This window comes from Phytohabitans sp. LZ39 (assembly GCF_059359075.1).
Window position 1 is genome coordinate 180,877 of record NZ_JCADBM010000005.1, and the last position, 21,117, is coordinate 201,993.

Sequence of the window (21,117 nt, forward strand, 5' to 3'; positions counted from 1 at the left end):
GCGAGCGTACGGTGCGCAAACGACGTGGATCGAGCGTTCGTGACGGCGAACCTCCCCACCAGTCCAGGAGGCGAAGCAATGGCAATGCTGACGGTCGACTACATCATCTCCCTCGATGGCTACGGAGCCGCCGAAGGCTGGCCGAGCTACTGGGGCCTGGAAGGGCCCGAATACCTTGCCTGGCTAAACGAGGACAGCCTCGCCGAGAAGGGCCTCGTCCACCTCATGGGCGCCAACACCTACCGGATCATGTCGCCGTGGGCCGGCAAGAACAACGACACCGCTTCACTGGCGCTGGACGCCGCGCGCAAAGTGGTGTTCTCGTCGACGCTCACCGAGCCGCTGTCGTGGGCCAACACCGAACTGGTGACCGACGACGCGATCACCACCGTGCGGGAGATGAAGCGAAGCGAGTCGGGGCAGCTGCGCACTCTCGGCAGCATCAGCCTGAGCCGGGCACTGATCACGGCCGGCCTGGTCGACCGGTTGCGTGTGGTCATCTTCCCGGTGCTCACCGGTAAAACCGGGCACGAGCCCGTGTTCGCCGGCTACCCGGACCTTTCTCTCTCGCTGGTCGAGAGTCGCAGCTTCGACACCGGCACCCAGCTGCTCGAGTACATACCCAAGGTGCTTGACGGCCCCCTGCCCCCCGGCCCCACCCGCGTGTAGCGCTCCCAGAGCGGCGGCCGCCTGGGCGCACCGCTTCAGCCGGCAGGCCGGAGCCAGCCGGCGGTCACCCGAGGCGGTCAGCCTGGCCGCTACCGGAGCCCAGGTCGACGGACCCAACAGCAGGCTGTGCACAAGGACGTACGCGGCACGCACCCGCCTATCCTCCGTGAGGTCACACACCCATCACCCGCGAGCCTGTATCAGCGGCGCGAGCTGGGCACGTGTCTTCGGCAATCGGACGTATGCTCCGGCGATGCGGGTGTTGGTGGTTGGTGGGACGAAGTTCGTCGGTCGGCATATCGTGGCCGCCGCCATCGAGGCAGGTCATGATGTGGCCTTGCTGCACCGTGGCCGCACCGGTGCGGGTCTCTTCTTGGACGCGGAGCATCGCCTGGCCGACCGTGACGATACGGCGGCGCTTTCGGCGGCGCTGGCGGATGGTGTCTGGGATGCGACGCTCGACGTGTCCGCGTATCTCCCCCGGCAGGTCACCGCGCTCGCCGACGCGCTCGACGGCCGCGGTGGCAGGTACGTGTTCGTCTCCACGACCTCCGTCTACGACCCGCGGACCGCGGGCTTCACCGAGGACGGACGCGTCGTCGGCGAGATCGACCCCGAGCCTGAGACGGTGACCGACGCGACGTACGGACCGTTGAAGGTTGGTTGCGAGCGGCTTGCCCGCGAACGCTTCCACGCGCCGTTGGTCATCCGCCCGACGTACGTGATCGGGCCTTGGGACCACAGCCAACGCTTCGACTACTGGGTACAGCGGATCGCACGCGGAGGCGAGGTGCTCGCGCCGGGCGACGCTGACGCACCGATGCAGGTCATCGACGCACGAGACCTCGCCGACTTCGTCGTGGCCTCGCTCGCGACCGGCCGGGTCGGCACCTTCCACCTGGTCGGGGCGTCGGCCACGTACACCTTTGGGGACCTGCTCGACGACATCGCGACCGGTGTCGGTGCCACGGACACGACCGTGACCTGGGTCGAAAACGCGTTCCTGCGGGCGGCCGGGGAGACCGCCCGGACGTTGCCGCTGTGGTCGGCCGGCGATCCCGTGGAGGATCTCGCGAGTACTGCGGACCCGGCGGCGTCGCTCGCTGCCGGCCTCAGGGTGCGGCCCGTCGCCGACTCGGCCCGCGATGTGCTCGTGGGTGGGCGACCGCTGGAGCGATTCATGACCCGCGATCGCGAGGCCGAGCTGTTGCGCCGATACCTCGGGCAGGGAAGCTAGCCGCTCATACAGCCGTTGAGCACGTTCCTACGCCGCGCCAGGCGATGTCAAGAACTCTTGACAGAGTGTCGGCGTTGCTTTACCTTACGTGTCAAGTTTGCTTAACATGGCGCGGGTCGTTCCAGAGGAGATGACGATGAAAGCCGCTGTCTTTACCACCTATGGCCCGCCCGACGTCGTCCACGAGGCCGATGTGGACACTCCGGTGCCCGGGCCCAACCAGGTGCTCGTCCGGGTCCACGCCGCGACCGTGACCGCGGCCGACAGCGCCTTCCGGTCGGGTACACCGCGGTACGCCCGTCTCTTCGCCGGGTTGCGCCGGCCGAAGAAGTCCGTGCTGGGCACCGAGTTCGCCGGCGAGGTCTCGGCGGTGGGCGCGGCGGTCACCCGGTACGCCGTGGGAGACAAGGTGTTCGGCGCCACCGACGTCGGCCTCGGAGCCCACGCGGAATACGTCTGTGTCAAGGAAGACGGGCCTCTGGCCACGCTGCCCAACGGCCTCGGCTATGCCGAGGCGGCGACACTCGTCGACGGCACCGCGTTGGCGTTCCTCCGCGACCACGCGAAGCTCCACAACGGACAGTCCATTCTCATCAACGGCGCGTCCGGCAGCGTCGGGGTCCAAGCGGTGCAGTTCGCCCGCTACTTCGGCGCCGACATCACGGCCGTGTGCAGCGGCGCCGGCGCCGAGCTCGTCACACGGCTGGGCGCGGACCGAGTCATCGACTACACCCGCACGGACTTCACCAACGAAGACCGCACCTATGACGTCATCTTCGACGTGGCCGGCACCAGCTCGTTCAGCCGCTGCCGGCGCCTGCTCAGGCGCGGCGGCCGGTATCTGACCACAGTGCCGTCGCTGGCCATCATGGTCCAGGCGCCATGGACCGCGGTGCTCGGCAGCCGGCGCGCGGTCATCGCCTTCACCGGGCTGCGTCCGGTGGCGGCGAAGGTGAAGGACCTGGCCCTGGTGAAGGAACTCGCCGAAGCCGGTCGGATCATCCCGGTGATCGACCAGACCGTCCCGTTGGCACGCGTCGCCGACGCGTACCGTCATCTCGACCGCAGGGGCAAGCGCGGCACCACCGTCCTCGACCTGCGGTAAACGTATCGGCTGCGCGGTTCGATGAACGCGATGATGCGGGTTGGATGAAGCCTCTCCCCATACTGCGAGACAAGGGACCGGAAAGCGGAAAGCAGGGGAGATCGGCGACATGCGCCAGATGGACGACAGCGACAGCGCTGCCGCATACGAACCCGAGCCACCGCCCGCCTCCTACGCCGAGCTCGGATGCTCGGTGAATACGGTCGCCCCGGCCGACCTGCTCCGCGGCTACGAGCGCACCCGTTTCCTGTACCCCGCCAAGCGCGAACGGGTAGCGGCGTTCCTGCCGGAGATCCTCGACAACTGGCGTCGGGGCATGGCGGGCGGCGACTCGGTACTCAGCGTCGTCACCCACGGCCAGCCCGGCGGCACGTGGGCATCGTTGAGCGGCTGGCGCACCGTCTACAAAGGCTGGCACCATCAGCACGTCGTCTCGACCGGAGGGCGCGGCGCGTCCCGCGCGGTCGTGCTCTCCGAGCAGGCGATGAAGATGCGCCACCGCGCGTGCGACTCCATCCAGGCCTGGTTCCAGCCGAGCAACAGGTACAGCCGCGCCATGTTCGGCCGCATCGCGGTCGTTGCCGGTCCGGACCGGTCCGCCGGGACCGACTTCCACTACCTCGCGGTGCCGCCGCGGGCGCCCAGCCAGGCGCCGGGCGTCACCGTCGTGCCGTGTGTGGACGGCGCCGGATCGGGCCTGCTCGACTTGGCCGTGCGCGCCCGCGGCCGGGTGTACGCGACGGCCGAGGAGCTCGATCAGGAAGATCTGTTACTCGAAAGGGTCGCCCGAGCACTCGTCGGCGCGGCCGCACCCGCCTACGCCGGCTTCCGGCCGGGATGGATACCCGTGGTGGTCGACGCGCTCCCGGCACCGCGGCGGCTCGGTGAGGGCGTGCGTCCGCTGCGGCGGTACGCGCAGGCGCTCTGGCTGCGAGCCGGCTTCCTCGCGGCGTACCGCCACATGGAGCGCCGCTACCAGCGGCCCGCCAGATGACCACCACGCGCTACCTCATGGAGGACCCACGTGAGGCGCGAAGACTAGCCGAGAAGGTGGACGCCGACGCGTGGGTCGCCACCTACCTGCGCCGGTACCTGCCCGACGCGCCGCGTGTCCTCGACGTGGGCTGCGGGCCGGCGGCCATCGCCACCCGCCTCGCCACGGCCGTGCCGCACGCGCGGGTGGTCGGTGTGGACGCCAGCGCGGAGCGGGCCCGCGTCGCACGCGAGTCGCTGTGCACGGTCGCCAACGGCAATGTGGTACGCGCTGACGCCACCGCGCTGCCGTTCCCCGACGGCGGTTTCGACCTGGTGTACATCCGGTTCCTGCTCGAATACCTCCCCGACCCCGCGCGGGCCGTGGTGGAGGCGGCCCGCGTCTGCCGGGCCGGGGGCACGGTGGTCCTCCAGGACGTCGACGGACAGCTCCTCCAGCACCATCCGCCCGACCCGACACTCCAGCGCCAGCTGGAGACGGCCATGGCGGGGCTGCGCACCACCGGCTTCGACCCGTTCGTGGGACGCAAACTGTTCGCCCTCGCACGCGCCGCCGGGATGAGTGTTCGCGACCTGCGCGTGGAGCCGTACCACCTGATCGCCGGCGAGGTCGACCAGCACACGCGACGGCTGTGGGCTCTCAAGCTCGACATCGCCCAGCCGGCCGCCGCGCGGGCCCTGGGCAGCCGCCAGGAAGCGGACGCGCTACGCAACAGGCTCCTTGCCTACCTGGACCGAGACGACACGCTCACCTGGTCGTCCCTGTTCACCGTATGGGCCAGTCCCGGCGGTCACAGCTGACCGCTTCCGAGCAGCCCGAGCCGCCGTCGATGTGCTTACCTCCTGCTGTCGGCGTGCTCACGCTCACCATCGACGGTTTTCCGCATGCCTGGGCGTCCGCGCTTGCGCGACGCTTACGCCGCGCTGACGCGACCCTTACGCGGGTGCGAACCGCGCCGGTTTACGGCTCTGCCGACCCGATCTTGCTCGTATCGTGGCTGCGTCAACGGTGTCGGCGAGGGCTGTCTGATGGATTTCCGGGTGCTCGGTCCGCTGGAGGTTCGCGACGAGTCGGGCCGTGTCGTGGCTTCCGTCCGGCGAAAGCCACGAACACTGCTGGCCCTGCTCCTGCTGCGGCCGAACAAGCCGGCGACGGCGGATGTCCTCATCGACTCGCTCTGGCCGCAGCGGCCACCCGCGTCCGCGACGGCGAACCTCCAGTCGTACATCTCAGACCTCCGGCGAGTGCTGGACAGCCCGGCCCTACCGGGACGGGAGCGGATCGTCATGACGCGCGGCGGGTACCACCTGCGGGTGGAGCAGGACGAGCTCGACGCCACTGTCTTCGAACGGCTGTCGGCTGACGGACGCCGGCACCACGCGGACGGGTGGCCGGCGGCGGCCGCCGATGCGCTGCTGCGCGCGCTGGCCCTGTGGCGTGGTCCCGTCCTGGAGGGCATCGCTCTGCCGGAGGCAGGCCAGCTGGAGGCCGAGCGCATGGAAGAACTGCGTCTGACCACTATGGAGGATGCCTTCGATGCTCGGTTGGCCCTCGGCGCACACGCGGACCTCGTCCCGGAGCTGCTGACCTCGACCGCTCGGCATCCGCTGCGGGAGCGGCTGTGGGGACAGTTGATGCTCGCGCTGTACCGCTGCGGTCGCCAGGCCGAGGCCCTGGAGGCCTACCAGCGGTGTTGCCGGTTGCTGGACCAGGAGCTCGCCGTCCGGCCGGCGCAGGCGCTGGCCGATCTGCACCGGCGCATCACCGCCGCGTCTCCCGACTTGGCGCTGTCGACGACCGGCGGGACCGGTGCGCCGGCGTCGGTCCCGCCACGTCAGCTGCCCGCCGACGTCTCGGCTTTCACGGGCCGCGCCGACCACCTGCGGCAGCTGGATTCTGTCGCGTTCGGGCTCGACGGCCGGCCCACCAGCCTGGTGATCACCGGCACCGCCGGGGTTGGCAAGACGACTTTGGCGGTGCATTGGGCCCACCGCGCGGCCGGTCATTTCCCCGACGGGCAGTTGTTCCTCAACCTGCGCGGCTTCGACCCGTCGGGGTTGCCGATGACCTCCGCCGAAGCGATCCGGGTCCTGCTCGAGGCCCTCGGTATCCCGGCCCACCGCATGCCCACCACAGTGGAGAGCCAAATCGGCTTGTACCGGAGCACGTTGGCGGGCAGACGCATGCTCGTGCTGCTGGACAACGCCCGGGACGCCGAGCAGGTACGCCCCCTGCTGCCCGGTATGCCGACGTCGCTGGCCGTCATCACCAGCCGGAGCAAGCTGACCGGCCTGGCCGCCACGAACGCCGCCCGGATCCTGCCCGTCGACCTACCCGACGCTGACGAAGCACAAAGCATGCTGGCCCGCCGCATCGGTCCGCACCGGACGCTGGAGGAACCGCGGGCGACCGCCAAGCTCGTCGAAGCATGCGCGCGGCTGCCACTGGCGCTGGCCATCGTGGCCGCCCATGCCAGCGCCCACCCCAACCTTTCCCTGACGGGCCTCGCCGACCAGCTGCGCTCGTCGAACGACGCCCTGGGCGCCTTGACCGACGCGGACGCCGCCACCGACCTGCGTAGCGTCTTCCTGCTGTCCTACCGCGCGCTGAGCCCCGCGGCGGCCGAGCTGTTTCGCCAACTCAGCGTCAATCCCGGTGCCGACATTGGTGTACCGGCCGTAACAAGCCTCGCTGGCCGCAGTGCCCCCGCGACGCGCCCGCTGCTCACGGAGCTGTCCGGTGCCAACCTGCTCACGGAGCACGCACCTGGCCGGTTCACCAGCCATGACCTGCTGCGCGCCTATGCTCGCGACCTTGCCGGCGAACCGCGCGGCGAACACCTGCGGCAGGCCGCCGAGCACCGGCTGATCGACCACTACCTCCACACAGGACACGCCGCGGCGCTGCTGCTCAATCCACATCGGGACGGCGTCACCCCGTCGCTCGCCGCCGAAGGCGTAACGCCGGAACGCCTCGAAGATCCGGAACAGGCGCTCGCGTGGTTCAGAGCCGAACACGCCAACCTGCTCGACACGGTGGAGCTCGCGGCCTCGTCCGGCTACGACGCCCAAGCCTGGCAACTGGCCTGGGCTCTGACGAACTACCTGGACCGGCAGGGATTCTGGCACGAGCTGATGGGCGCCCAGCGCGCGGCGCTGCGGGCGGCGCGACGGTTGGCCGATCCGTCCGCGCAGGCCCACGCCCACCGCGGCCTGGGGCTTGCGTACGCGAGCGTGGGCCAGCTCGACGAGGCTCCCGCACACTACCGGGCGGCCCTCGACCTGTACCAGCGCGCGGACGATCCCGTTGGACAGGCGCACACTCACCGGAACATCGCCTGGGTGCACGGCCAAACAGGCGACCACGCCCAGGCGCTACAGCATTCCGAATCCGCCCTCGCACTGTTTCGGGCCGCCGGTCTGCGCACGGGCGAAGCCAACAGCCTCAACGCCGTCGGCTGGTACAGCGGGCTCATGGGCCACCACGAACGCGCCCTGGCCTACTGCCGGGACGCGCTCGAGAAGCTTCAGGAGCTCGGCCACCAGACCGGTGAGGCGTACACCTGGGACAGCCTCGGCTACATCTACCGGCATCTCGGTGACCACACGCAAGCGGTCGCCTGCTTCCAGCGCGCGGTCGCACTGTTTCGCGAGGCCCGCGACCGGTACTGCCAGGCCGATGTGCTCACACATCTCGGTGATGCCCAGCACGCGGCCGGAACCCACGAAGCCGCCCGGGCGGCGTGGTCCGAGGCCGCGGACATCCTCGAACAGCTCGGACACCCGGACGGCGAGGCCGTCCGGACCAAGCTCCGTGACCTGGACCGGCGCCCGCAGGTCGGGCATGACGCGCCCCGCGGCGATACGGCGCGCGTCACATCCAGCTCCGGCTGACCGCCGTCAGCGTGTCACCCGAGCGCGCCCGTACGAGGGCTCGTGGCGGCGGGGCGGCCGGAAGCGCGAGATACGCACGCTGCGGCACCGCTCGTACGTGGATCGCCCACTCCGCGTCGTAGCCGACATCGATGACCTCCTGCGGGATCGCGAAATGATTCCGGTCGAGGACCTTGCCGGAACCCTCTACACAACCCGCCACATGTCTTCGTATGGTTCGATGACGACCTTGATCGCTCCGGACGTGCGGTCGGCGGCGACACGGAACGCCTCGCTTGCGCCGGATCGCGTGCCGTGCGACAGCGCCCGGTTCGATCAGGCAGGCGTCACGAACATCGAGTGTGCTCGGCAATGGGAGCAGGGTGTACTCCGGGACCAGTACACGCTCGGCCATCCCGCCGTCACGGAACACCCCCAGGTGACCGTGACCGTCCTCGGTACAACGCTGAGTGGCGCCGCGACGGCACTGCTCGCACTTCCCGCCGTAGAGGGTCGGCTCGACGAACCAGGCTCGACCGTCCTCGCCGATCCCGGCGAACTCGTGACCATAGACGAAGCCGGATATACCGGCCGCGGCGATGGTCGCCTAACTGCCGGGGCACCGCCCGCGCGGTAAGCACGAAGCCGGTCAGAGAAGTCGCGCCAGGGCGTCCGCGGAAGGGCTGGCCGGCTCCGGGTGGTACACGATGATCACTTGGTCGTCGGCGCCGGCGATGGCGAGGCTCTGGCGACGCAGGGTGAGCCGGCCCACGTCGGGATGGTCGAACCGCTTGATCTCGTTTCGGGATGGGCGTACGTCGTGCCGCGCCCACAGCCGGCGGAAGTCCTCGTCGTGGGACCGCAGCTCGGCGACCAGGGCGGCGGTCCGCGGATCGTGCGGGTCGGCCGCCGCCCGTAGCGCGGCGACCGTCTGCTCGGCGATGTGTGGCCAGTCGGGAAACAACCGCCGGGCGGTGGGGTCGAGGAACATGTCGCGGACCAGGTTGCGGCCGGGGTGGTACATCGGGGCGAGCAGCATGGCCGCCTTGTTGGCCATCAGCACGTCGAACCGGCGGTCGCGGACGTACGCCGGCGTGCCGCCCCACGAGTCGAGCAACTGCCGCACCTCGGCGCCGGCCCCGCTCGGCTGGCGGCGGGCGGGGGCGGCCAGGGCGCGCAGGTGGGCGGCGGCGTCCGGATCGAGGCGCAGCGCAGTCGCCAGCGCGTCCAGCACCTGCGCGGACGGGTGCCGGTCGACGCCCTGTTCCAGCCTGGTCAGGTACTGGACGGAGACGCCGGCCAGCTGGGCGAGCTCGTCGCGGCGCAGCCCGGACACGCGGCGCCGGCCGTGCCCGGCGAGCCCGACCTCGCCGGGCTGTACGCGCGCCCGGCGTGCCTGTAGGAACTCACCGAGTAGGTTGCCGCGTGTCATTCCTGTCGAGGGTATCCCTATCAGGGTGCTGGCTGGCGACCGCCGGCGGGGGCACTGTCGAGGCCATGAAGACATGGTTCATCACCGGGGCGTCGCGCGGCTTCGGCCACATCTGGACGGCGGCTGCGCTGGAGCGCGGCGACCGGGTCGCCGCGGCCGCACGCCGGCGGGAGACGCTGCGGGACCTGGCTGACATGTACGGCGACCGCCTCCTGCCGATCACCCTCGACGTCACCGACCGCGCCCAGGTGTTCACCGCAGTGAACCACGCCGCGGAGACGTTCGGCGGGTTGGACGTGGTCGTCAACAACGCCGGCTACGGGCTGTTCGGAATGATCGAGGAGAGCACCGAGCAGCAGGCGCGGGCCCAGATCGAGACCAACGTGTTCGGCCCGCTCTGGGTGACCCAGGCCGCCTTGCCGTTCATGCGGGCACAGGGCCACGGGCACCTACTGCAAATCTCCAGCATCGGCGGCATCGCCGCCTTCCCCACGCTGGGCCTCTACAACGCCTCGAAGTGGGCGCTGGAAGGGATGAGCGAGGCGCTGGCTCAGGAGGTCGGCCCGCTCGGCATCAAGGTGACGATCGTCGAGCCGGGGCCGTACGGCACCGACTGGGCCGGCGACTCGGCGGCGCACACCGCCCCGATCCCGGCCTACGAGCCGATCCGGCAGGCGCGCCGAGCCAGCGCCACCGCCCGCGCGCCCCGCGACCCGTCCCACACCGCGGCGGCCATCCTCCGCCTCGTCGACACACCGGAACCGCCGCTACGGCTGTTCCTGGGCGGCTACCCGTACCCGATCGCGGAAAAGATCTACGGAGAACGGCTGGCCACGTGGCAGCAGTGGCGGGAACTGGCCGAGACGGCGTGACGCTTGAACGGTTCGCGTTCAGGAGAGCCGTCGTTGTGCCAGCGCGTCGGGTGCTGATCACTTTCTTTGAAGACGTTCGCGTACCTCTGGGACGGCGGCGCGGTAGGCCAGGGCCAGCAGTGCCCCGTCGGGATCGAGGGCCTGCCGCTGGGCGTCGTGACCGACGAGTGCTAGATACGCGGCACGGTCGGCGGGCACCGTGGGCGCCGCCGCCAGCAGGTCGAGCATGTCTGCCTCGGGCAGGCTTGAGGCTACGTCCCGTATCGCATCCTGCGCGGCGCGATTGCCTCTGGCGCAGGCCCGGACCAGCCGGCGCCATGCCCAGCGCGCCCGCAGCCCCCGGGAACCGTCCGGGCGTCGCTCGCGGCCCGCCGCGCCAGCCGGGCTGCGGCCTGCCCTGTCATGCCCTACACCTCCACGGTGGGTTGTTGGTCTATCGAAGCAGGTAGTCATCCGGGAGCACCGGTGGTTGGCGGGTTTGTCCAGGTTGGATGGCTGGCGTTCGACTTCTACCATTGGCGCGTGGCGGACGAGGTGGTGGAGGTCAGCATCGGCCCGGATGGCACGGTCGCGATGTCGGTGCGTGGGGTCGCCGGGATGGAGTGCCTGACGCAGACCGAGGATCTGGTTCAGCTGCTGGGCGGCGAGATCGAGTCGCGCGAGCTGACCGACGAGGCTTTTGTCGAGGTGGAGCAGGACGCCCAGGATCGACTGTGGCATTGACGGCGCTGATTACGCCGTGGCGGGTGCATGCCGTGCTGCCGCGCAGCGTCGCGAACGGGCCGGGGCAGCGGTTCACGATCTGGAGCCAGGGCTGCGCGCTGGCCTGTCCTGGGTGTTTCAACCCCGAGACCCACGGCCTCGCCGGCGGTGCCGTCCGGACCGTGGGCGAGTTGGTGGACGCGGTGCTGGCCGAGGTGCCGGGCATCGAGGGCGTGACGCTGACCGGGGGTGAGCCGCTGGAGCAACCCGGCGCGGTCGCGGCGTTCTGTGCGCAGGTCACGGCGCGGGCCGACCTCGGTGTCATCGTGCTGACCGGGTTCACCAGGGCGGAGATCGAGGCCGACCCGGCGCGGGCGGGCGCTGTGGCGGCGGTGGACCTGGTGGTGGCCGGCCGGTACAACCGGCGGATGCCGGTGGCGACCGGTCTGCGGGGGTCGGCGAACAAGGTGTACTGGGATCGCACCGGACGGTACCGGCCCAGCGAGCTGGCAGCGGTGCCGGAGCTGGAGGTCACGCTCGGGGTGGACGGCACGGTCACGGTGACCGGCATGGCGGCGCCGGGGAGGGCCTTGTGGTGAGCATCCAGGACGAGATTCGGCTGTACCTGCGCGCGCGGGTGGCGTTGATCGTGCTGGTCACGGTGGAGGAGCAGCGGGCGCTCGAGGTGCTCGACGAGGTCCGCCGGGGCCGCGACGCCGACTCCGACCTGGTGCTGTGGGACGTCGCCGACCGGTTCGCCTCGACGGCCGGTCGGCAGCTACCCGACGCCACCGACCCGATCGTCGCGCTCGACAAGGTCAAGGAGCTGGCGTTGAAGGCGCCGGCTCGGCGGGATCTGTACGTGCTCAAGGACTTCCACGAATTCTGGGGCAAGGATCCGCGGGTGCGCCGCAAGCTGCGGAGCCTGGCCCAGCAGCTGGTCTACACGGGTGCCTCCCTGATCGTCACCACCCCGTCCCGGGCCGTCCCGATTGAGTTGCGTGACGATGCGGTGGTGGTGGAGATGCCGCTGCCGACGGTGGAGGCATTGCGTGCGGCGCTGGACACGCTGATCGACGACACCAAGGGTGTGCGGTCCAGGCTGACGCCGCACGGCCGGGCCCGGCTGGCGCAGGCCGCCTTGGGGTTGACGGCGGCGCAGGCCAAAAGGGCGTTCGCCAAGGCGATCGTGCGTGACGAGGTGCTCGACGACCGGGGTATCGACGCGGTGGTGGCCGAGAAGAAGGTGATCATCCGGGAGAGCCAGGCGCTGGAGTTCTACGCGGCCGAGGAGACGCCGGACGACGTCGGCGGGCTGGACTCGCTGAAACGGTGGCTGGCGTTGCGCGAGCGGGCGTTCACCGAGGAGGCGGCCAGCTATGGCCTGCCCGCGCCGAAAGGCCTTGCCCTGATCGGGATTCCCGGCACCGGTAAGAGCCTGACCGCGAAGATGATCGGTGGCCTGTGGCGGCTGCCGTTGCTACGGCTCGACATCGGCGCACTGTTCGGTTCGTTGGTCGGTGAGTCCGAGGAGCGGGTCCGCCGGGCGCTGCAGCTGGCCGAGACGGTCGCGCCGTGCGTGCTGTGGATCGACGAGATGGAGAAGGGTCTGTCCGGTGGGGACGCCGACGGTGGGACCTCGCAGCGGGTGTTCGGCACGATCCTGACCTGGATGCAGGAGAAGACGAGCCCGGTGTTCGTCGTCGCGACCGCCAACGACGTGACCGCGCTGCCGCCGGAAACGTTGCGGCGCGGCCGGTTCGACGAGATCTTTTTCCTCGACCTGCCGACCGAAGAGGAGCGCCGGGAGATCATCTCGGTGCACCTGCGCAAGCGTCGCCGGGATCCGGGCACCTTCGACATCTATCACCTCGCGCAGGTCTCCGACGGCTTCACCGGGGCCGAGCTCGAGCAGGCCATTGTGGACTCCCTGTACCACGCGTTCTCCGAGGACCGGGACGTGCGCACCGCCGACGTCACGGCGGCGATCGGTCGGGCGGTGCCGCTGAGTCGCTCGCACCGCGAGGTGATCGAGCGGCTGCGGTCCTGGCTTCATGAGGGCCGCGCCCAGTCTGCCTCGTTCGCCGAGGCAGCTCAGGCCGAGCGGGCGCAGGTGCGCCTCGAGCTGAGTTGAGCGCGCCATGCGGGCGGGGCGAGCGAACCGGTTGGCCCGGCGGGCGGGCCGGCGGCGTCCGGACGGCACCCTGACGTGGCGGGCGCGGCGGGCCTGGGAGCGGCTCGCGGACGCGTCCCAGTCGCGGGACGACTTTTCGGCGGCGGCGCTGCACGAGGCGTGGCTGGCTGACCCGCGGGAGGACACGTGGGGGTACGTGGGCCGCTGGTGCACTCCGGCCGACATGTTCGCCGCGACGGTGGACCCGGATCGGGGCGCCGAGTCCCGGGCCGCGATCGGCGGCTACTGCGTCGAGCACGACCTGGTCCCGGACAACCCGGTGGAGCGTGCGCTGTTCTTCGTCCTGACCGGCCAGCATGAGAGGCACCAGGCGCTGGACCTGGACGGGACGCTGCTGGCCGCCGTCTACCGGGGTGCCACCGAGGCGACTCGGGAGGTGTTGCGGGAGACGATGGTCGAGCTGGGCGAGCTGAACCTGGTGCGGGTGATCGCCGACCGGCCTGACCGGGTGCTCACCGGGGCGGAGGCGGACTACTTGGCGAGGCAGGTCGCCGATGCTGGTGACTGGGAGCGGTTGTGGCGGCTGGTTCCGGTCATGCCGTTGGCCAGCGCCGTGCGGACGGCCCGGCTCTTTCCGCACTGGCGGCCGGACGACGGCGTGGGCCGCGACTTCTTCGCGCGGCTGGCCGGCACCAGTCCAGATGCGATCATCGCACTCGGCCAAGCCGCGGTGACGTCGCTGAAGCCCTGGTACCACCGCCGCGACCGGTGGAAAGGCGCTCCCTCGTTCGCGCCGGACAACTCCGAGATCGCGGTCAGGGGCACGCTCTTCACGCTGCCCCGTGGGCACGTGGTCGCAAGCTACGAAACGAGAACCCAGGAGTTGGCGCTCGGTAACGCGACGATCGTGCACGTGGCCTACGTGCGCCCGTACGGCCCGACGGTCATCCGCAACGCCCCCGGCCGTGCCCCCGAAACTCTGCTGCGGGGCCTGAACTCCTTGCACATCGGCAGCACACGGGGCGGGTTCGTCGTCGGCGCGCAGGACAAGCTGTGGTTCGGCAGCGCCACGCGCTCCTGGTCGCGGGTGGCGCGCGTCGAGTGGCCGGCCGACGTCGCGACCTCCGAGAAGACCCTGCTCGCTGCGGACCCGGGAAGCGGAAACCTCGCGTTCCACGTCGGCAATGGCGACGAGGGCGACGACGGCTACACGGAAGGTCTCGCGCTGGTCGATGCCAGCGGTCAGCTGCTTGCCCGTGCCAAACTCGACGACGACTTCGGCCACGTTCACGCGTTCTACGGTCCTGATCAGGTCCTCGTCGAGAGCTTGGGCAGTCGCCTCAGCCTGTGGCGACGGGACGGCTCCGACCTCGTGCAGGCCGCCGCGGCCGAGATCGATGCGAGCGTCGTGGCGCCGGTGCCGGCGCGCAACCTGTTGGTCGTCCGCCGAGAGGGCAAACCGGAGCTGGAGCTCCTCACCGAGGCCAGCAGGCTGGCGTGGCTCGACGCCAGCACGCTTGTCGAGGTCGACCCGCCAGCGGGTTTCCCCGTGCTGGACGGCCGGTTGGCTTCGTTCTCGCCCGACGGGTCGCTCGTCGCCGTGCAGGTGGAGAACAGTATCGAGGTGCACGACCTGGCGCTGCACCAGCTCGCCGACCTGGCCGCCGGCTCGCTGTCCCAGGGCCGCGTGGCGGACCTGGAAGCCGCGGCCGAGCTGCGCAAGCGCAAGGTCGCCCCACATCTCAGTCCGGCGGTGGAGTTGCTGCACGCGGGACTCGCGTACCGGTTCGCCACCGACATCGCGCTCGGAGCCGGTACCCGGATCGCGGGTGGTGCGTCCGACATCGCGCTAGGTGGGCAGTGACGGTGGTGTCGGCGGAGCGGCGGGCGCGGCGCGCGGAGCGGCGGCGCCCGGACGGCAGCCGGGGTTGGTTCGCCCGACACGCTTGGCGGAGCCTCGTCGGCGGGGCCGAGCGCGGCGACGTCATCGCGATCGATGCCCTGAGGCGGGCTTGGCGGCGGGACCCGGCCGGCGAGTTGTGGACCGTCGCGAGGCGCTGGCTTACGCCGGCCGACGTCCTGGCGGCGGCGGTGGAAAACGCGACCGACGCCTCGGCTGTGGCCGCGATCCGTGCCTTCTGCGCCGGCCACGGACTGGTCCCGGACGACGCGGTCGACCGCGCGCTGTTCTTCGTGCTCACCGGCCAGCGGGAGCAGTACCAGGCGCACGACCCGGACGGCTCGCTGCTGGCCCGCGGCTACCGCGCCGCCGACGAGCCGGCGCGGGAAGCCGTGCGCCGCACCATGATCGGCCTCGGCGACCTCAGCGCGTTGCGGGTCATCGCGGACCGCCCCGACCGTCCGCTCACCGCCGCGGAAGCGGACCACCTCACCGCGCGGCTCGCCGAAGCCGGTGAATGGGACCAGCTCTGGCGGCTCATCCCGACCGTCCCGATCGCCAACGCGCTGCGCGCCGCCCACCTGATCCGCAACTGGCGACCGGCCGACGGTCCCGGGCGGGCGTTCCTCGACCGGCTCACCGGCACGGCCCCGGACGCGATCGCCGCGCTGGGACCGGCCGCGGTGACTCGCCTGGACTTCGCCAAGGCACGGCGGCTCTCGTTCGCCCCGGACAACTCCGAGCTCGCGGTCGCGGGCGAGTCGGACGCCACGATCTTCGACCTGCCCGGCGGCAGCCCGGTCGCGAGCTACGACGGCGTTTACGAGATGGTGGCCTTCGGCGACGCGACGATCGTGTGCCGCGGCTGGTACGCCTACCGCTGGTCGCTCATCCGCTGCTCCCCGGAGCAGCCTCGCCAGGTGCTGCTGCCCGACACGGGCGAGAGGACGCTTGCCCGGACACCGGGCGGGTTCGTCGTCGCCATCCGTGATGGCATGTGGTTCGGCACGGCCGAGGGTCACTTGTCGCGCTTTGTGCCCTGGAACACGTTGCCCCCGGTGCGCCGAAAGACCAAGAGGCTGGTGTGCGCCAACCCGACGACCGGGTGGGTGGCGATCGACGGATTCGGCACCTTGCTAATGGCCGATGCGGACGGCTCGGTGCTGGCTACCGCCAAGAGCAACGGGTTCGGTGCAGGGGTGTACTGTGCGCCTGGACGCCTGATCACCGTCATTCCCAGTAGCAGCGGGCTCCACTATGACCACACGCTCCTGTCGTGGCGGTACGACGGCACGAACCTCGTTCGGGAGGCCGAGGCCGGGTGCCGGATGGTCGGGACCTTAGTTCCGGTGCCGGGGCACGACCTGGTCCTGACACATTTCGAGGACAGGCTCTGGCTCGACACCGGCACGCTCAAGGAAGCTGGCCCGCCATCGGCATTTCCCCCGTTGGGCGGGAGGCTCGTCACGTTCTCCCAAGACGGGTCATTGGTCGCCGCCGCGTCGCACACCGAGGTGGAGGTGCACGACCTCGCGGTGCACCGGCTCGCCGCGCTGGCCGACAGGTCGCTGACCGAGCTGGGCCGCTCGGGTCTGGAAACCGTTGGTACGCCAAGAGACCACCCGGCCGTTGCTGCCGTGCTCGGGCTGGTACGTGCCGGCCTGGAGTACCGGTTCGGCGCGGACATCGCGCTCGGCCCCGCCACCCGGGCCGCGGCACGCGGCGACGACATCGCGATCGGCGGTGCCGGCTGATGGCACTGTCGGCGGCGCATGCGGCTCTGCTGGCCGACCAGGTGCGGGGGCGCGGTCGGCTGGCCCGGTGGGCGCTGCGGTGGTTGGTCTGGACCGGCAATCGTGGCGATCCCAGGGCGACCGACACGGTGTGGGACCTGTGGCTCGGCGAACCACGTGGCGGGCTGTGGGCGGCGTTGGCCCGCTGGCGGCGGCCACACACCGAAGGCGGGCCGAGCCTCGTCACGCTTGGCCAGCCGGCCGCCGCGGCGGTCGTGATCGAGGCGGCGTGCCGGGCCGACCCCACGTGCCTGTTCGCCTCGCCGGACGGCATGCTCGCGGTCGGCGGCCAGGAGTTCGTCGAGGTGGCCGCGGCTGGGTGTAGCACGGCTGTGGTCGCCCTCGCCGACTGGCCGCTCGCCGCGACCAGCCCGGCCTACCTGTACGCGGTGACCTCCCAGCTCAGCCGGACCCCGCCGCGCTCACCCGTCCGGCTGTTCCTCGAGCTGCTCCGCGGGTGCCTGGCGTACAGGTTCGATATGGAGGTCGCGATCGGTGCGGCCGCACCGGTCCACGCGCGCGACGACGACATCGCCCTGGGAGGTCCGGCGTGACGGCCCGCATCGGTATCGACTTCGGCACCGCCAACACGGTGGTCGCGCGGTGGGACGAGGCACGCGGGCGGGGCGAGCCGGTCCCGCTCGACGGCCTCGACCTGAGCCGGCCGGCCGGCGAGGGAGTACGCCAGCGGGTGGTGCCGTCGCTGGTCGCCTACAGCCACACCGGGTCGCGGCGCTGGCTGGGCGCCCAGGTGACCGAGCGGCCCGAGCTGTGGGACGACCCGGACGTCACCGTCTTCCAGTCGACCAAGAGCAATGTGACCGGCCGGGCCATCGACATCGCCCGGACGGTGGGCGACCGCAAGGTCACCGCACGGGACGCGGCCACCCAGTTCCTCGGCGACGTCACCGCGCTCGCCGTGCTCGCGGTCGGTGCGGACGACCTGGAGATCGTGGCCACCGCCCCGGTCGAGACGTTCGACACTTACCGCGACTGGCTCGTCCGCGAGGTCGGCGCGGGGATCGGCGCGGCGCGGCTGCGGGTGGTCGACGAGGCCACCGCGGCCGCGGTCGGGTACAGCGCCCGGATGAGCCCCGGCGACGTGTTCTGCGTGTTCGACTTCGGCGCCGGCACGCTGGACGTCTCGGTGGTACGGGTGCAGGAGCCGGGCACGGCCGGCGCCGGCGCGGGCGTGCGGGCGATCGCCAAGGTCGGGCTGGACCTGGGCGGAAACCATGTCGACGCGCTGCTCGCCGAACACGCCGCGGCCGAAGCCCGGCTGCCACACGGCGACCCGGTCACCTACAACCGCGTGTTTCGCCGGCTGCTGCACTCCGCCGAGGCTGCCAAGGTCGAGCTGACCCGCGCCGAGCAAGCCGAGATCACCGCGACCGACCCGGCGACCGGCCGAAAGTACCGCAGTGAGATCACCCGGTCCCGGTTCGAGCGGCTGCTGCGCGACAAGGACGTGCTCGGCCGGGTCAACCGCGCGCTGCGCAAAGCCCTCGAGAACGCGGCCGCGAAAGGCTACCCAGCCGACGGGTTCGCCGGTGTGTTCCTGGTCGGAGGCACCAGCCTCATCCCTGCGGTGCAGGACCTGCTGCACCTGCAGTTCGAGCCGAGCCTCGTGCATCTCGACCGGCCGCTGGAGGCCGTGGCGGCCGGAGCGGCCGGCATCGCCGGCGGGCGTGAGCTGCACGACCACATCCAGCACGACTACGCGATCCGGCACGTCGAGCAGGCCACCGGCACGTACGAGTTCGAGCTCCTGGTGGAGGCCGGCACCGCCTACCCGACGCCGGAACCGGTCAAGTCGATCACGATCAAGGCGATCCACCAGGGGCAGCGGCGGATGGGCATCGCCATCTACGAACTCGCGCACGCCACCCACCGCGACGCCGGCGGCGACCTGGAGATCGTGTTCGACGCGCGCGGCGGGGCCCGTACCGTCGCGGTGACCCCACAGCAACGCCAAGAGCGGGCCACGCTGTGGCTCAACGAGGACAGCCCCACGTTCCTCGAAGCCAACCCTCCGGCCGCGGCCGGCGTCGACCGGTTCCGGCTGGACTTCCGGATCGACGCGCAGAAACGCCTCACCGTCTCCGCGTTCGACATCGAGCGGCGCACCTGGGTGCTACACGGCCACCCGGTCGTCCAACTGGCCTGAAGGGAGATCCGTTGTCCCACTTCACCCGGATCCGCACCCGACTGCGCGACCCCGAGATCCTGGCCGCGGCGCTACGCGAGGTCGGCCACCCAGACGTCGAGGTCCACGACCAGCCACAGACCCTCTACGGGTACCGGGGCGACGCACGCCCGGAGAAGGCCGAGGTGATCGTCCGCCGCGAGCACATCGGCACGGCGAGCAACGACATCGGCTTCGCCCGCCAACCGGACGGCTCCTTCGAAGCGATCATCAGCGAGTACGACCGGTCCAGATACAACGCCGCATGGCTGGCAAAGCTCACCCACTCCTACAGCCACGCCGCGACACTGCGCTACGCGGCGACGCACGGCTACGAGGTCGCCACCGACGAGCTCCAGCAGGATGGCACCCGCCGCCTGACCCTGCGGCGAGCCACCTGACCCATGGGCTGGTGGGAGAACCTCGTCACCGACCTTCGCATGATGGGGACCGAGGACCGAAGGGTGAAGGCGCGGCGGCTGGCGCGGATCGCCGAGCAGCGCGGCGCCGACGGCGTCCGGAGCCCGAAGGCACGCCGTGCGTTGCGCACCCTGTGCCGGATGGCGGAGGACGATCGCTGGTTGGTGGCCGTCTTCGACGCCTTCATGGACGAGCACAGGGTCTACAGCGCCCGGCATGGCGGTTTCGCCGCCGTCCGGTTGACACCGACCGGCAGCGTCGAACGTGCCTTCCTCAGCCTCTACACCGAACAGCTGGCCGAGTACGACGCACTCGACCCGGACGGGTCCCTCATCGCCAAGGCCTACCCGCTGGCGTCCGAGGCGACCAGGGACGAGCTGCGGCGGATCCTGGTGACGGCCGGCATGCTGCACGTGGTGCGGCTGCTGCCCACCGTCGGTGGCCGGCGCGGTGTCCAGGACATGTCCGAGGAGGAGATCGGCGACCTGGCGCGCCTGCTGGCCGAGCACGGCGAGTGGGCGCAGCTGTGGCGGCTGGTGCGGGACGCACCAGTGGCCGCCGCGGTGACCGCCATGCCGCTCTTCGGCACCTGGCGCCCCACCGACCCGGCCGACGCGGAGCTGTTCGACCGGTTCTCCGTTGCCGGCCCGGCTACGGTCACGTCGGTGGTCCAGCGGTCGCTGCGCCGCATCGGCAGCGGGGGAAGCCGCGAGGCGTCGTTCGCGCCGGACCTGTCCGAGATCGCCGTCGCCTACGAGAAGTCCATCACCGTGTACGGCCTCCACGACGGGCAGCCGGTCGTCACGTACAAGACCCGCCCCTTCGCCTCCGACCTGCTGCACCTCGGCGACGGCACCGTCGTGTACGTCGTTTCCAAGGGGCTGGCACGCCGGCTCGTCCGCCAACGCCGTGGCCAGCCCGAAGAGGTACTCGCGGACGGCCTCAATCTCGATCTGGCCAGGACCCCGTCGGGTTTCGTGGTCGCGACCGGGACCAGCCTGCGGCTCGGCACGGCCGCCGGTCCGCTCGGTGCCAAGGTCGACCTGGAGGCGCTCGGACTCGACGGGTGGCTGGCCCGCATCGCCGGCGATCCGGTGGCGGGGCTGCTCGCGATCGCGGCGAGCGACGGCACGAAATACGGGGTCGTGCTGCTGACCGCGGACCTCGAACCGCTCGCGCGAGGCACGGTGGACGACCGCCCGTGGGGCCTCCATGTGTCCGGCCCCGACCACGTACTCACCTGGGGCTCGGAGAGGGGCACGCTGCGGTCCTGGCGCCGGGAGGGCACAAGCCTCACCGTCGCCACCGAGTGTGAGGACGCCTTTCCCGAGTCGGTGCGCATGGAGCTGGGCGTCCCCGTCCGGCGGAACGTGAGCGTGCTGGCGTGGTACGACCCGGCCACCCTCGAACAGGTCGCTGGGCCGCCCGGCCACCGGTCGTCGGACGCACCGACGCCGGCACTGTCGCGGCACCGCGACTTCGCCGCGTCAGAGCCGAAATGGACCTGGCCGCGGGTTGGCCTGGAGGTACGGGACCTGCGCCTCTGCGAACTCGTCGACCTGATCCGCTGGCCCATCGCCAAGGCGACGCCGGCGATGCTGCACACCGTGGCCGCACTGGAGGGAGAGGACCTCGACGACGAGGCCGCCGCGCTGCTGCGTGCGTTCCGCGCCGCCGTCGAGTACAGGCTCGGGACCGACGTGGCGCTGGGCTCCCTCGCACGGCGGCGGGCGGACGACGACGACATCGCGCTGGGCGGTGGGTGACCGCTGAGCCACGGTCGGCGGACGCGCGTCGGCGAT

General features: G+C 71.1%; 19 protein-coding genes and 1 pseudogene. 17 read left to right on the forward strand and 3 right to left on the reverse strand.

Annotation, left to right across the window (positions count from 1 at the left end; translation table 11 throughout):
- The first annotated feature begins 84 nt into the window (after nucleotides 1-84).
- The 7 genes and pseudogenes from AC5L36_RS12290 to AC5L36_RS12320 all read left to right on the forward strand — a co-directional run bounded on the left by AC5L36_RS12290 (nucleotide 85) and on the right by AC5L36_RS12320 (nucleotide 7,898).
- Nucleotides 85-669, forward strand: a complete 585-nt coding sequence (locus tag AC5L36_RS12290) for a dihydrofolate reductase family protein (protein WP_441215581.1) — start codon at nucleotides 85-87, stop codon at nucleotides 667-669.
- Between the two features lie 253 nt (nucleotides 670-922).
- Nucleotides 923-1,906 (forward strand): NAD-dependent epimerase/dehydratase family protein, encoded by a 984-nt coding sequence (locus AC5L36_RS12295; protein ID WP_441215582.1) that lies wholly within the window; start codon nucleotides 923-925, stop codon nucleotides 1,904-1,906.
- Between the two features lie 136 nt (nucleotides 1,907-2,042).
- Entirely contained in the window at nucleotides 2,043-3,011 is a 969-nt protein-coding gene (locus AC5L36_RS12300; protein WP_441215583.1) for an NAD(P)-dependent alcohol dehydrogenase, read from the forward strand.
- Between the two features lie 109 nt (nucleotides 3,012-3,120).
- Nucleotides 3,121-4,005: a hypothetical protein gene (locus tag AC5L36_RS12305; protein ID WP_441215584.1), complete on the forward strand. Its 885-nt coding sequence runs from the start codon at nucleotides 3,121-3,123 to the stop codon at nucleotides 4,003-4,005.
- 17 nt (nucleotides 4,006-4,022) lie between these two features.
- Entirely contained in the window at nucleotides 4,023-4,805 is a 783-nt protein-coding gene (locus tag AC5L36_RS12310; RefSeq protein WP_441215585.1) for a methyltransferase domain-containing protein, read from the forward strand.
- 228 nt (nucleotides 4,806-5,033) lie between these two features.
- A pseudogene (locus AC5L36_RS12315) lies at nucleotides 5,034-5,291 on the forward strand (AfsR/SARP family transcriptional regulator); the annotation flags it as partial.
- Nucleotides 5,292-5,318: 27 nt separating this feature from the next.
- Nucleotides 5,319-7,898, forward strand: a complete 2,580-nt coding sequence (locus tag AC5L36_RS12320; RefSeq protein WP_441215859.1) for a BTAD domain-containing putative transcriptional regulator — start codon at nucleotides 5,319-5,321, stop codon at nucleotides 7,896-7,898.
- On the opposite strand, the gene AC5L36_RS12325 is transcribed toward AC5L36_RS12320, so the two are convergent.
- Together AC5L36_RS12325 and AC5L36_RS12330 are read right to left on the reverse strand one after the other, a co-directional pair.
- Nucleotides 7,879-8,478 (reverse strand): alcohol dehydrogenase catalytic domain-containing protein, encoded by a 600-nt coding sequence (locus AC5L36_RS12325; protein WP_441215860.1) that lies wholly within the window; start codon nucleotides 8,476-8,478, stop codon nucleotides 7,879-7,881. The two genes, AC5L36_RS12320 and AC5L36_RS12325, sit on opposite strands and share 20 nt — an antisense overlap.
- Before the next feature lie 48 nt (nucleotides 8,479-8,526).
- Entirely contained in the window at nucleotides 8,527-9,309 is a 783-nt protein-coding gene (locus tag AC5L36_RS12330; protein ID WP_441215586.1) for a helix-turn-helix domain-containing protein, read from the reverse strand.
- Between the two features lie 65 nt (nucleotides 9,310-9,374).
- Here AC5L36_RS12330 and AC5L36_RS12335 point away from each other — a divergent pair, with 65 nt between their 5' ends.
- Nucleotides 9,375-10,181, forward strand: a complete 807-nt coding sequence (locus AC5L36_RS12335) for an SDR family NAD(P)-dependent oxidoreductase (RefSeq protein WP_441215587.1) — start codon at nucleotides 9,375-9,377, stop codon at nucleotides 10,179-10,181.
- 57 nt (nucleotides 10,182-10,238) lie between these two features.
- Here AC5L36_RS12335 and AC5L36_RS12340 read toward each other — a convergent pair whose 3' ends face one another.
- On the reverse strand, nucleotides 10,239-10,409 hold the full coding sequence (locus AC5L36_RS12340) for a hypothetical protein (protein ID WP_441215588.1): 171 nt from the start codon (nucleotides 10,407-10,409) through the stop codon (nucleotides 10,239-10,241).
- 294 nt (nucleotides 10,410-10,703) lie between these two features.
- Between AC5L36_RS12340 and AC5L36_RS12345 the strand changes: the two genes are divergently transcribed.
- From AC5L36_RS12345 to AC5L36_RS12385, 9 genes are read left to right on the forward strand one after another with little or no spacing between them, the layout of a single operon-like run.
- The gene (locus AC5L36_RS12345) at nucleotides 10,704-10,904 is read left to right on the forward strand and encodes a DUF2997 domain-containing protein (protein ID WP_441215589.1); all 201 of its coding nucleotides are present in this window, start codon (nucleotides 10,704-10,706) and stop codon (nucleotides 10,902-10,904) included.
- Nucleotides 10,895-11,482, forward strand: coding sequence for a 4Fe-4S cluster-binding domain-containing protein (locus tag AC5L36_RS12350; RefSeq protein WP_441215590.1), 588 nt, complete (start codon nucleotides 10,895-10,897; stop codon nucleotides 11,480-11,482). The genes AC5L36_RS12345 and AC5L36_RS12350 overlap by 10 nt, the downstream gene beginning before the upstream one ends.
- A complete protein-coding gene (locus AC5L36_RS12355; RefSeq protein WP_441215591.1) occupies nucleotides 11,479-13,017 on the forward strand; it encodes an AAA family ATPase in 1,539 nt (512 codons plus the stop codon). The genes AC5L36_RS12350 and AC5L36_RS12355 overlap by 4 nt, the downstream gene beginning before the upstream one ends.
- Before the next feature lie 7 nt (nucleotides 13,018-13,024).
- Nucleotides 13,025-14,881: a hypothetical protein gene (locus AC5L36_RS12360; RefSeq protein ID WP_441215592.1), complete on the forward strand. Its 1,857-nt coding sequence runs from the start codon at nucleotides 13,025-13,027 to the stop codon at nucleotides 14,879-14,881.
- On the forward strand, nucleotides 14,878-16,671 hold the full coding sequence (locus AC5L36_RS12365; RefSeq protein ID WP_441215593.1) for a hypothetical protein: 1,794 nt from the start codon (nucleotides 14,878-14,880) through the stop codon (nucleotides 16,669-16,671). Before AC5L36_RS12360 ends, AC5L36_RS12365 begins: the two co-directional genes overlap by 4 nt.
- Nucleotides 16,671-17,264 carry a hypothetical protein gene (locus AC5L36_RS12370; RefSeq protein WP_441215594.1) on the forward strand — a complete coding sequence of 198 codons (594 nt, stop codon included), beginning with the start codon at nucleotides 16,671-16,673 and terminating at the stop codon, nucleotides 17,262-17,264. The genes AC5L36_RS12365 and AC5L36_RS12370 overlap by 1 nt, the downstream gene beginning before the upstream one ends.
- Nucleotides 17,261-18,877 carry an Hsp70 family protein gene (locus tag AC5L36_RS12375; RefSeq protein WP_441215595.1) on the forward strand — a complete coding sequence of 539 codons (1,617 nt, stop codon included), beginning with the start codon at nucleotides 17,261-17,263 and terminating at the stop codon, nucleotides 18,875-18,877. Before AC5L36_RS12370 ends, AC5L36_RS12375 begins: the two co-directional genes overlap by 4 nt.
- An 11-nt stretch (nucleotides 18,878-18,888) precedes the next feature.
- Nucleotides 18,889-19,296 (forward strand): DUF1257 domain-containing protein, encoded by a 408-nt coding sequence (locus AC5L36_RS12380; RefSeq protein ID WP_441215596.1) that lies wholly within the window; start codon nucleotides 18,889-18,891, stop codon nucleotides 19,294-19,296.
- A 42-nt stretch (nucleotides 19,297-19,338) separates the two neighbouring features.
- Nucleotides 19,339-21,081 carry a hypothetical protein gene (locus AC5L36_RS12385; RefSeq protein ID WP_441215597.1) on the forward strand — a complete coding sequence of 581 codons (1,743 nt, stop codon included), beginning with the start codon at nucleotides 19,339-19,341 and terminating at the stop codon, nucleotides 21,079-21,081.
- The last annotated feature ends 36 nt before the right edge of the window (nucleotides 21,082-21,117 follow it).

Bases quoted from the DNA above. Each gene is read 5' to 3' on its own strand.
- AC5L36_RS12330 (WP_441215586.1), bottom strand. From the start codon at position 9,309: ATGACACGCGGCAACCTACTCGGTGAGTTCCTACAGGCACGCCGGGCG.
- AC5L36_RS12300 (WP_441215583.1), top strand. From the start codon at position 2,043: ATGAAAGCCGCTGTCTTTACCACCTATGGCCCGCCCGACGTCGTCCAC.
- AC5L36_RS12385 (WP_441215597.1), top strand. From the start codon at position 19,339: ATGGGGACCGAGGACCGAAGGGTGAAGGCGCGGCGGCTGGCGCGGATC.
- AC5L36_RS12290 (WP_441215581.1), top strand. From the start codon at position 85: ATGCTGACGGTCGACTACATCATCTCCCTCGATGGCTACGGAGCCGCC.
- AC5L36_RS12360 (WP_441215592.1), top strand. From the start codon at position 13,025: ATGCGGGCGGGGCGAGCGAACCGGTTGGCCCGGCGGGCGGGCCGGCGG.
- AC5L36_RS12370 (WP_441215594.1), top strand. From the start codon at position 16,671: ATGGCACTGTCGGCGGCGCATGCGGCTCTGCTGGCCGACCAGGTGCGG.
- AC5L36_RS12335 (WP_441215587.1), top strand. From the start codon at position 9,375: ATGAAGACATGGTTCATCACCGGGGCGTCGCGCGGCTTCGGCCACATC.
- AC5L36_RS12310 (WP_441215585.1), top strand. From the start codon at position 4,023: ATGGAGGACCCACGTGAGGCGCGAAGACTAGCCGAGAAGGTGGACGCC.
- AC5L36_RS12340 (WP_441215588.1), bottom strand. From the start codon at position 10,409: ATGCTCGACCTGCTGGCGGCGGCGCCCACGGTGCCCGCCGACCGTGCC.
- AC5L36_RS12305 (WP_441215584.1), top strand. From the start codon at position 3,121: ATGCGCCAGATGGACGACAGCGACAGCGCTGCCGCATACGAACCCGAG.
- AC5L36_RS12295 (WP_441215582.1), top strand. From the start codon at position 923: ATGCGGGTGTTGGTGGTTGGTGGGACGAAGTTCGTCGGTCGGCATATC.